General features: G+C 66.5%; 3 protein-coding genes and 3 pseudogenes. 1 reads left to right on the top strand and 5 read right to left on the bottom strand.

The features are described 5' to 3' along the window. Nucleotides 1-3,018 precede the first annotated feature (3,018 nt). Nucleotides 3,019-3,954 (top strand): annotated as a pseudogene (locus QOI01_RS04415) (aminotransferase class I/II-fold pyridoxal phosphate-dependent enzyme); the annotation flags it as partial. A 109-nt stretch (nt 3,955-4,063) separates the two neighbouring features. On the opposite strand, the pseudogene QOI01_RS04410 reads toward QOI01_RS04415, so the two are convergent. The 5 genes and pseudogenes from QOI01_RS04410 to QOI01_RS04390 form a co-directional block, all read right to left on the bottom strand. Beyond that, nucleotides 4,064-4,171: pseudogene (locus QOI01_RS04410) on the bottom strand (SDR family NAD(P)-dependent oxidoreductase); the annotation flags it as partial. 309 nt (nt 4,172-4,480) lie between these two features. Continuing rightward, a complete protein-coding gene (locus QOI01_RS04405) occupies nt 4,481-4,861 on the bottom strand; it encodes a malate dehydrogenase (RefSeq protein ID WP_526378959.1) in 381 nt (126 codons plus the stop codon). Nucleotides 4,862-5,995: 1,134 nt separating this feature from the next. Beyond that, the gene (locus QOI01_RS04400; RefSeq protein ID WP_526378957.1) at nt 5,996-6,610 is read right to left on the bottom strand and encodes a bifunctional 4-hydroxy-2-oxoglutarate aldolase/2-dehydro-3-deoxy-phosphogluconate aldolase; all 615 of its coding nucleotides are present in this window, start codon (nt 6,608-6,610) and stop codon (nt 5,996-5,998) included. A gap of 17 nt (nt 6,611-6,627) precedes the next feature. Next, entirely contained in the window at nt 6,628-8,460 is a 1,833-nt protein-coding gene (edd, locus tag QOI01_RS04395; protein ID WP_526378955.1) for a phosphogluconate dehydratase, read from the bottom strand. Then, a pseudogene (locus QOI01_RS04390) lies at nt 8,457-8,771 on the bottom strand (glucose-6-phosphate dehydrogenase); the annotation flags it as partial. The gene edd and the pseudogene QOI01_RS04390, both read right to left, overlap by 4 nt.

Raw genomic sequence — 8,771 nt, 5'->3', positions numbered from 1 at the left:
CGGGAGCGACGCCGAGGGAGTCATCGAACTCAAAGATCAGCAGGGGTCCGATACAAAAGTGGTCGACGTGGCACCGAAAGCCGCGCGACGGCGCGCGCCGTCGGGGGCCCCACGACGAGCGGCACCCCGCCGCGGGACCCGATGACGGCGACAATCCGGGTGTAATCACCTAATCTCGCCGCGCAGCGGCAGTCCGGAATCCTCGCGCAACCGAAATTCCGCAGGTTAATACTGTTAGTACCCGGGTAGCCTGATTGATTGCCAGCCGGGATACGGCTGGTGAACCGTGATGGCAGGAAGTGCATGATGGACATCGTTCGAGGTACCGCGCGCGTGTAACCCGGACAGCCAATGCGACGACTTCTGCGGCGGGCGCCGTCGGCGGCGCGGCAATCAACGGTGCGATCGGTGGCCTCCAAGGCGCCGTGTCCGGAATCCGCAACGGCGTCGCCAACGGCAGCCATTCGACTCCGGCGGCAGCGTTAACCCTCGGGGTGGTCGGAGCTGCCGGCCTGGTTGAATGGCCGCTTCTGCTGGCCGTCGGCGGCACCGGACTTGTGGTCCACCAATTGAGCAAGCGGTCCGAAGGCCAGCCAGTCCTCAAGCCGGCCACATCGCTGAGGTCGGAGACCACGGGCACCGGGGCACCCAAAAAGTCGACCGCACGGAAGTCGGCCCCGCGGAAGTCGACTGCGTCGGCGCGAAAGACCCCGCCACACAAGGCCAGTAACGGTCGCCGTCGATCAACGACCCGCACCTCCTGACCCAGCTGCTGGGCGGCGCTGACGGATGGATTTGACTCAACTGCTGCGGCGGTCGGCGCCGATGCCGCTTCATGCCGCCGCGGAAGCCGCCAGCACTGGGTTTGCGCTCGCGACGATGCCGGTGCGCGGCGTGACGGCGCTGGTGTCGGGGCCTTGCCGAGATTCAATCGCCGGCTCGGGTCGCGGTCGAACTCGTCGGGGGACCGCGGGCTCGGCGATGCTGGCGTGGCCACGGCCGGGCCTGGATAGAGGTGCAGTGCGTGGTCTGCACGACCCGACACACGGCCCACTACTCGCTGAACGAGTGCTTTCCGCCCTGCGAGCGCAGCCCGATGTGGCATCGGCCGAACTGAACTACCCGCTTTCGCGCGTCGTGGTGTCGCTGTCGGATGCCGACACGCTCGTCGGTGAACTTTGCGACTTGGTCTTTTCGGCACAACGGCCACTGACACGGCACTGGCGGTCGCCACCGCCTCGGTCTACACGGCCGCACAGGCGTGGACGTCATTGGCCGTCGACATGCTGCTGCACCTTGCCAAAGCGGCCGAGTCGCGAGCAGAGCAACGAGTTTGGACTGAATGCGAACCGTCGTTAGCGGTGCACGCGGGATCTGACGACTCGTTCATCGCGCCGCACCCTGCCCACTTCCGCCCGGGCCGGTGGAGAAACACGGTGACCGCAGCGCGCTGGTGCAGGCCGTCGGCGTCGCGGGACTAGGGGCGCTCACCGGCAATCCCAACTTCGCGGCCACCGCTGCGGTGGTGGCCGCGCCCAAAGCGGCGCGGATCGCGCGGGAAGCCTTTGCAAGCACGCTGGCACGCGGACTCTCCGAAAACCACGGCGCCCTGCCACTGCAGGCCGAGGCGCTACGCCGCCTCGACCGTGTCGACGCGGTGCTCATCGACCCCCGCGCGTTGTCTCTGGACGGGCTGCGGGGTCAGCAGAATCCTCGGCGCCTTGGACCAGGACCGTGCCGCGATATGGCAGTGGGCCCACGCTCAACTCGAGGTGGGCGCCCTACACAGCGGGTGGAACAGGGTCACGGGCTCATGGTCGACCAACGGCAACGGCCGATCCGGCCTACAGGCGCTGGTGCGCCCGGTACACCATCCACTCGCGTCGGCAGTCATAGCCGAGGCGCGCCGCTCTGGTGCTGCGGTGATGTCCGTCGACTTGGACGAGCTCGACAACCTGCGCTCGACGTTCGACGACCTGGCGCCGATGAGTGGTTCGGTCGACACCGCCCTCGCCGACGCAGTGATCGCGTTACAGCGTGACGGGCGAATGGTTTTGGTCGTAGGAACCGCTGCTGCCGGACAGGCCCTCTCCGCCGCGGACGTCGGCGTCGGAGTGAGCGCTGACGACGATGAAAAGCTGCCTTGGTGCGCCGACCTGTTCGTCGACGACCTCGCCGGCGCCAGGCGGCTACTGCACGCTCTGCCGGCGGCAGCTAAGGCGAGTCAACGCGGGGTTGACCTGTCGATGGCGGCGTCGCTGCTCGGCGCGCTTCTGATGGTGCCGGGCGTGCGCGGTCGCGGACCTGGACCGGTGACCGCGGGTGCAGCAGTCGGCCTGTGGACCGGTTACTCGTTGGCGCGCAAGGTAATTCGAGCTAAAGCGCCGATACCAGAGGCCACCCACGAATGGCATGCGATGTCGGCCGAGCAGGTGCGGCGGTTCCTGCCGACCAACGAGGAGCACGGCCCGCCGCAGAGAATCGGCCGTCAAGATTCTTCCGCCGGCCGCACGGTGTCGTCAGCGCGACAAGCAGTGAGTGAGTTCGTCGCCACGCTGCGAGAAGAGCTCTCTGACCCGCTGACCCCGGTTCTGGCCACTGGCTCGGCGGCCAGTGCGGTGCTGGGGTCACCCGCCGACGCCGTGCTTGTGGGGTCGGTGCTGGCGTTCAACTCGGCACTGGCGGCCACGCAGCAGGTACGAGCAGAACGGCTGTTGCGGCGCTTGTTGGCGGTACAGGCGCCGTCCGCGCGGAAGGTGCGCGCCCGGGGGCAACGGGTCCCGCTATGTCGATGTCGAAGCCGCCCGGCTGCGCCAAGGCGACATGATCGAGGTTCGTCCCGGCGAGGTGATACCAGCCGACGCGCGGCTGATCGAAGTCGCCGACCTCGAGGTGGACGAATCAACGCTCACCGGGGCGGTACGTGGTGCCGTTCGATGGTGCAGCCGCTCGCGCTCGGCAGCTTCTACGACACGATCACAGTTTCGAAGTGAAGTGCTTGCTCTAGGCGCTTGCGAATGCGCGGATCTGGCGACCATCGCCGACATCTGTCATCAACGCGGAAAGCCGCTGATCGTCGACGAGGCGGGGGGCGCCCATCTGCCCTTCCACGAGGATCTTCCAACGTGGGCGATGGACGCCGGCGCCGATGTATGTGTGGTCAGCGTGCACAAGATGGGAGCGGCGTTCGAACAGTCCTCGGTGTTTCACCTTCAAGGAGACCTGGTGGACGCCGACCGACTGTCCAAGTGCGCCGATCTGCTGATGACCACGAGCCCCAACGTGATGGTCTACGCCGCACTGGACGCGTGGCGTCGACAGATGGTCGAGCGAGGCCACGACCTGTTGGATGCCGCACTGACACGTACACACGATGTCCGAGAACGCATCGAGGAAATCCCGGACGTCGAGGTGCTCGACCGAGAACTGTTGGGAGAGCAAGCCTCTCATGACCTTGATCGCCTGCAGATCGTCATGGACATCGAAACCACCGGTACGTCCGGCTACCAGGGGGTGGACTGGATCCGTGAGCACCGCCAGCTCGACCTGCACGTCAGCGACCACCGCCGGATGGTGGCGACGATCTCGTTCGCCGATGACGACCACACGGTGGAGCGACTGATCACCGCGCTGAACGATTGGCGTCAGGCCGCTCGCGAGTTCGAGAGGCCGCCCCGGATCGAGCTGCCGTCCCCCGGCGAGCTCGAGTTGGACACCGTCATACTTCCCCGCGACGCCTTCTTCGGTGCCACCGAGATGGTTCCTGCCGAGCAGGCAGCGGGCCGGGTTTCCGCCGAGCAGATCACGCCGTACCCGCCGGGCGTTCCCGCCGTCGTACCGGGAGAGGAACTGAACGACGCCGTGATCGCCTATCTGCGGTCGGGAGCCGATGCCGGCATGACACTGCCGGATCCGAGCGATCCGAAGATGCACCACTTCCGAGTCGTCACCTGACCGACACGACGATCGCGTTGACCCCGTCTCCTTCGCTATACCGCCGGCGTTGGCTCCACGGCTCGGACACATCGATGGCGTGGGTCGGTCATACCCATAAGCGTGCACCGCGCAACTCGTCGCGCAAAGCCTCGGCGAACGACTGGATGAGGGACGTGGACGCGTTGTAGACGCTCTCGTAGGACCCGGGCATCATCGCGGCGATCGACGAAGTGAACGGCGACTACTCAATCACGATTCGCGGTGTCCTGACCGATGCTGGCGCACAAAGTAAGACGCTAACTCAACGGGCCGCGGCTGACGTTCGGGCCTGGATTGATTGCTATCAGATGGAAGCCGAGTTTGGTGATTTGCTCCTGGGAGCGACCCGCGCTTCCCAAGGCGACTGAGGCGGGTCGGGAGGCGCCGCCGCCCCTCCGATGAATCGCAGCGAGCCGCGACGCAACTCTCCCGTTGTGCGAGGCGGTCGGCTGGATGCATTACCGACCGAGGTGCGTCCGAAGCAGAAGGCGGACGACACCCATGGTCACGGGGAGGAACTCAGTTCCTGCTTTGCGGCCCACACGTCAACGGCGCCGATGACGGCCAAGGCGCCTATTGCCACCGCGCCGCGTCTGCGGTCGGCGCCGGAGTCCGTCAAAGCCTTGGCGAGAAGTGCGACGTCTAGCGCGTCACCGGCGACCCTGGTCCACACCAGTCGTGGCGAACCGAGCAGGATGGCCGCCCCGTGCCCGCATTCACGCAATCCCAGCAGCCGGATGCCAAGCTGGGATCGTTCGGTGGGCTCGATGCCTGCCAGCCGGGCGACGCCCCGGGGGGCGAGCAGTTCGGACAAACCGAGGGTGAGGCTCGCCACGCCGAGCGACGTTGCCAGTGTTCGTGTTCTGCTGTCGGTGCGAATGGTCATGGTTGGGGAGGTACCCGGATCGTCGGCGTTCATGCGACCGCGGATCGCAATGTTTCATCCGGCGAGTCGCGGCGTTCAGTTCTAGGCTCAGTCGCCGCCGGGGCGAAATGCCCCGGGTGGGGTTGCCATTCTGTCGGAAATGGCTGGCAGACTCTGCGGAGCACCTCCTCGTACCTGCAGATCGCGGCGACCTCGCCCGCGGCGCCGACCGGAAATCGAACGTGCACGCTGCGCCGCATGCTGCCGTTCATCTCGCCTTTTGCAGTTGGGTTTTGACGAGGTCGGTGATGGATATTTCGTTCTGCGGGCGCCCAGCCACGGTGTGATGGCCGGGCCGTGGAGAGGAGCCCATGGACGTCGGTGAGCATCTTTTCGGTCGCCAGTCGGCCCGGGCGGCACCCGTGTTGCGCAAGATCGTGGTCGTCATTCCAGCGCACGACGAAGCCGACCGGTTGCCGGCGTGTCTGGCCAGCGTTGCTGCGGCCGCGGATGCGGTGGAGCTCCCGGTGACGGTGTTGGTGGTACTGGATGCCTGTACCGATGACTCGGAGACTGTCGCCGGTGAACGGGTCTGGGTCCTGCGGGTTTCCTTCCGCAACGTGGGAGCTGCTCGGGCGGCAGGTTCGCGGCCGCTTCGGTCGCTGACCCGACGATCTGGCTGGCCTCCACCGATGCCGACTGTGTGGTGCCGAGGCGGTGGTTGGCCGACCAGGTTGCGGACTATGGTGCGCCGTGATGGCCGCTGACCCCGCTTGGGTCGCCGGCAGCTGTCAAGTCTGGAATCCTGACTGGGATAGATTCCCGGAAACCTAGCGAGAGTCATTTCGCCGCGCAGCATGGCTGCTCATCAACACAGCCGCCCCCGAAGTGACAATGGATCGGCCCGGCAGCAGCCGAGTTGAGTGGGTTCAGCGCCAGCACAATTCGAACCACCGTGATGTATGACTGGCTGACGTTCGCGCAATGGGTGAACTGCCGCGGCATCACCCAACTGTGCGACCTCACACGAGACGACCTCGAACTGCGCTGTGTCGAAGTCTCCGGTCGACCTGGTAAACGGGCTGGGGCTTCCGCGAGATCGGGTCTGGACGCCACGCCGGGCCGTCGCCGGCGTCGACGGGGAGTTCCGGCGAGTCAGAGAGTCGACGCCGCAGCGGCCAGTTCGGTGATACGTGCCCAGTCCCGTTCTGCGACAACTTCGACAGGGGTGATCCAAGACCCTCCGACACAGCCCACATTCGGCAGGGCCAGATAGTTGGCGGCGTTGGCGGTGGAGATGCCGCCGGTCGGGCAGAACCGCGCCGCTGGGATCGGTGAGCTGACCGATTTCAGGTAGTTCGCGCCGCCGGCGGCCTCGGCCGGAAAGAACTTCAGCTCGGTGTATCCGGCCTCGAGTGCGGTCAGGATCTCTGACACCGTCGCTACACCGGGCAGGTGCGGAAGCCCGGTGTCGGACATGGCATCGAGCAGGGTCCGCGTGCTGCCGGGCGAGACCAGGAATTGCGCGCCCGCTGAAGCCGCCTGCTTCGCCTGGCTGGGGTCGACGATGGTGCCCGCCCCGAGGAAGATCTCGGGGACCTCACCGGCGATCCGCTCGATGGCGCCCAGCGCCACCGGCGTCCGCAGCGTCAGCTCGATGACCGGCAGTCCGCCGGCCACCAACGCGCGGGCAATCGGAACCGCCTGGTTGAGGTCATCGACCACCACGACGGGAATGACGGGGACACGGGTGAGCAGTGATTCGGTCATTGATCTCTCCTCGGCTATCACGCGACGTAAGCGGGAAAAACGCTGGCGCCCTGGTCGGCGGGACCGACGGCGGCGCGCATGCTGGCGAACAATTCACGTCCGGTGCCCATCGATTCGCCGGCGTTCGGTGCGCGCCCGGTCGGTGTGCGCGCGGCGAACTCGTCGTCCGGGACGTGCAGCGTCAGCGTTCCGGCGACTGCGTCAACGGTGATGGTGTCACCGGTGGTAACCCGCGCCAACGGACCGCCCGTGGCGGCTTCCGGGGTGAGATGAATTGCGGCCGGGACTTTTCCGGAGGCGCCCGACATTCTGCCGTCGGTCACCAACGCGACCCTGTGACCGCGGTCCTGCAGCACACCCAGTGCCGGGGTGAGCTTGTGCAATTCGGGCATGCCGATCGCGCGGGGTCCCTGATAGCGCAGAACCGCGACCAGATCGCCATCCAACTCGCCCGCGTCGAAGGAGGCGAGGAAGTCGGCCTGGTCATCGAAGACCACCGCGGGCGCGGTGATCGTGCGATGCTCCGGTTTGACCGCTGAGGTTTTGATCACACACGAACCGAGGTTGCCGGCAAGGGTTTTCAGGCCGCCGTCGCTGTCGAAGGGCTCCTCCACACCGCGCAACACCGAGGTGTCGTGGCTCATCGTGGTGCCGTCCAACCAGATGACACCGTTCCCGTCGAGTTTGGGTTCCTGTGTGTAGCGGCGCAATCCCGGACCGACCACGGTCTGCACGTCCTCGTGCAAAAGGCCGGCGTCCAGCAGGGTGGCGATGGTGAAGCCGAGCCCACCCGCGGCGTGGAAGTGGTTCACGTCCGCGCTGCCGTTCGGATAGATCCGGGCCAGCAGCGGAATGACCGACGACAGTTCGGAAATGTCGTTCCAGGTCAACGTGATTCCTGCGGCCTGGGCGATGGCGACCAGGTGCATGGTGTGGTTGGTGGAGCCGCCGGTTGCCAGCAGCGCGGCACAGCCGTTGACGATCGCCCGTTCGTCGATCATCTCGCCGACCGGGGTGTAGTCGTCGCCCAGTGCGGTGATCCCGGTGATCTGGCGGCCGGCTTCGGTCGTGAGCGCGCTGCGCAGCGGTGTGCCGGGGTTGACGAAGCTCGACCCCGGCAGGTGCAGGCCCATCACTTCCATCAGGAGCTGATTGGAGTTGGCGGTGCCGAAGAAGGTGCAGGTTCCGCTGCCGTGATACGACGCGGCCTCGGCGTCGAGTAGTTCTTCGCGGCCGACCTTGTTCTCGGCGTAAAGTTGCCGGACCCTTGCCTTCTCGCCGTTGGGCAAGCCGGAGGTCATCGGGCCGGCCGGGACGAACACCGTCGGCAGGTGACCGAAAGCCAAAGCGCCGATGAGCATTCCGGGCACGATCTTGTCGCACACCCCCAGCATCAGCGTGGCATCGAACATGTCGTGGGACAGTGCGATGGCCGTGGACATCGCGATCACGTCGCGGCTGAACAGCGAGAGTTGCATGCCGTCGCGACCCTGAGTGATCCCGTCGCACATCGCGGGCACACCGCCGGCGAACTGGGCGATACCGCCTGCCTCCAGCACCGCCTGCTTGAGCTGGGCGGGAAAGGCTTCGAACGGCTTGTGGGCCGAGAGCATGTCGTTGTAGGACGACACGATCGCGATGTTCGGCTTGATCATGCCGCGCAGCGCCTTCTTGTCGGTCTTGCCTGAGGCGGCGAATCCGTGCGCCAGGTTTGCGCAGGCCAGTCGGCCGCGGGCAGGGCCGCGGTCTCCCGCTTCGCGAATCTGGCGCAGGTACGCGGCGCGGGGTGCGCTGCTGCGTTCGGTGATGCGATCGGTCACGGCCGCCAGGACCGGGTGGATGGTGTTCACGGTGTGACTCCTTCATGCCAGGTGCGGCTATCGCGCTCGATGAGAGTGGTCGCATCGGTGGGACCGCTGGTGCCAGCCGGATACCGGCGGGGGCCGCGCTCAGAATTGGCCCAGCCGACCAGGATCGGTTCGACCCAGGCCCAGGCCGCTTCGACTTCGTCGCGGCGCATGAACAGGGTCGGGGTTCCCTGCACGACGTCCATCAGGAGTCGTTCGTAGGCGTCGGGGGAGGGCCGTTGGAAGGCCTCGGTGTAGTTGAGATCCAGAGAGACCGGCTTGAGGCGGATGCCGCCCGGCCCGGGTTCTTTAGC

Source organism: Mycobacterium sp. (assembly GCF_032162605.1).
Taxonomy (GTDB): domain Bacteria; phylum Actinomycetota; class Actinomycetes; order Mycobacteriales; family Mycobacteriaceae; genus Mycobacterium.
The sequence above is the reverse complement of the archived record's forward strand: the minus strand, read 5'-3'. Positions and strand labels throughout refer to the sequence as shown.

What these genes read in the sequence shown, in the direction of transcription:
- QOI01_RS04405 (WP_526378959.1), bottom strand. Translation starts at nt 4,861, where the DNA reads ATGACCATTCGCACCGACAGCAGAACACGAACACTGGCAACGTCGCTC.
- QOI01_RS04400 (WP_526378957.1), bottom strand. Translation starts at nt 6,610, where the DNA reads ATGACCGAATCACTGCTCACCCGTGTCCCCGTCATTCCCGTCGTGGTG.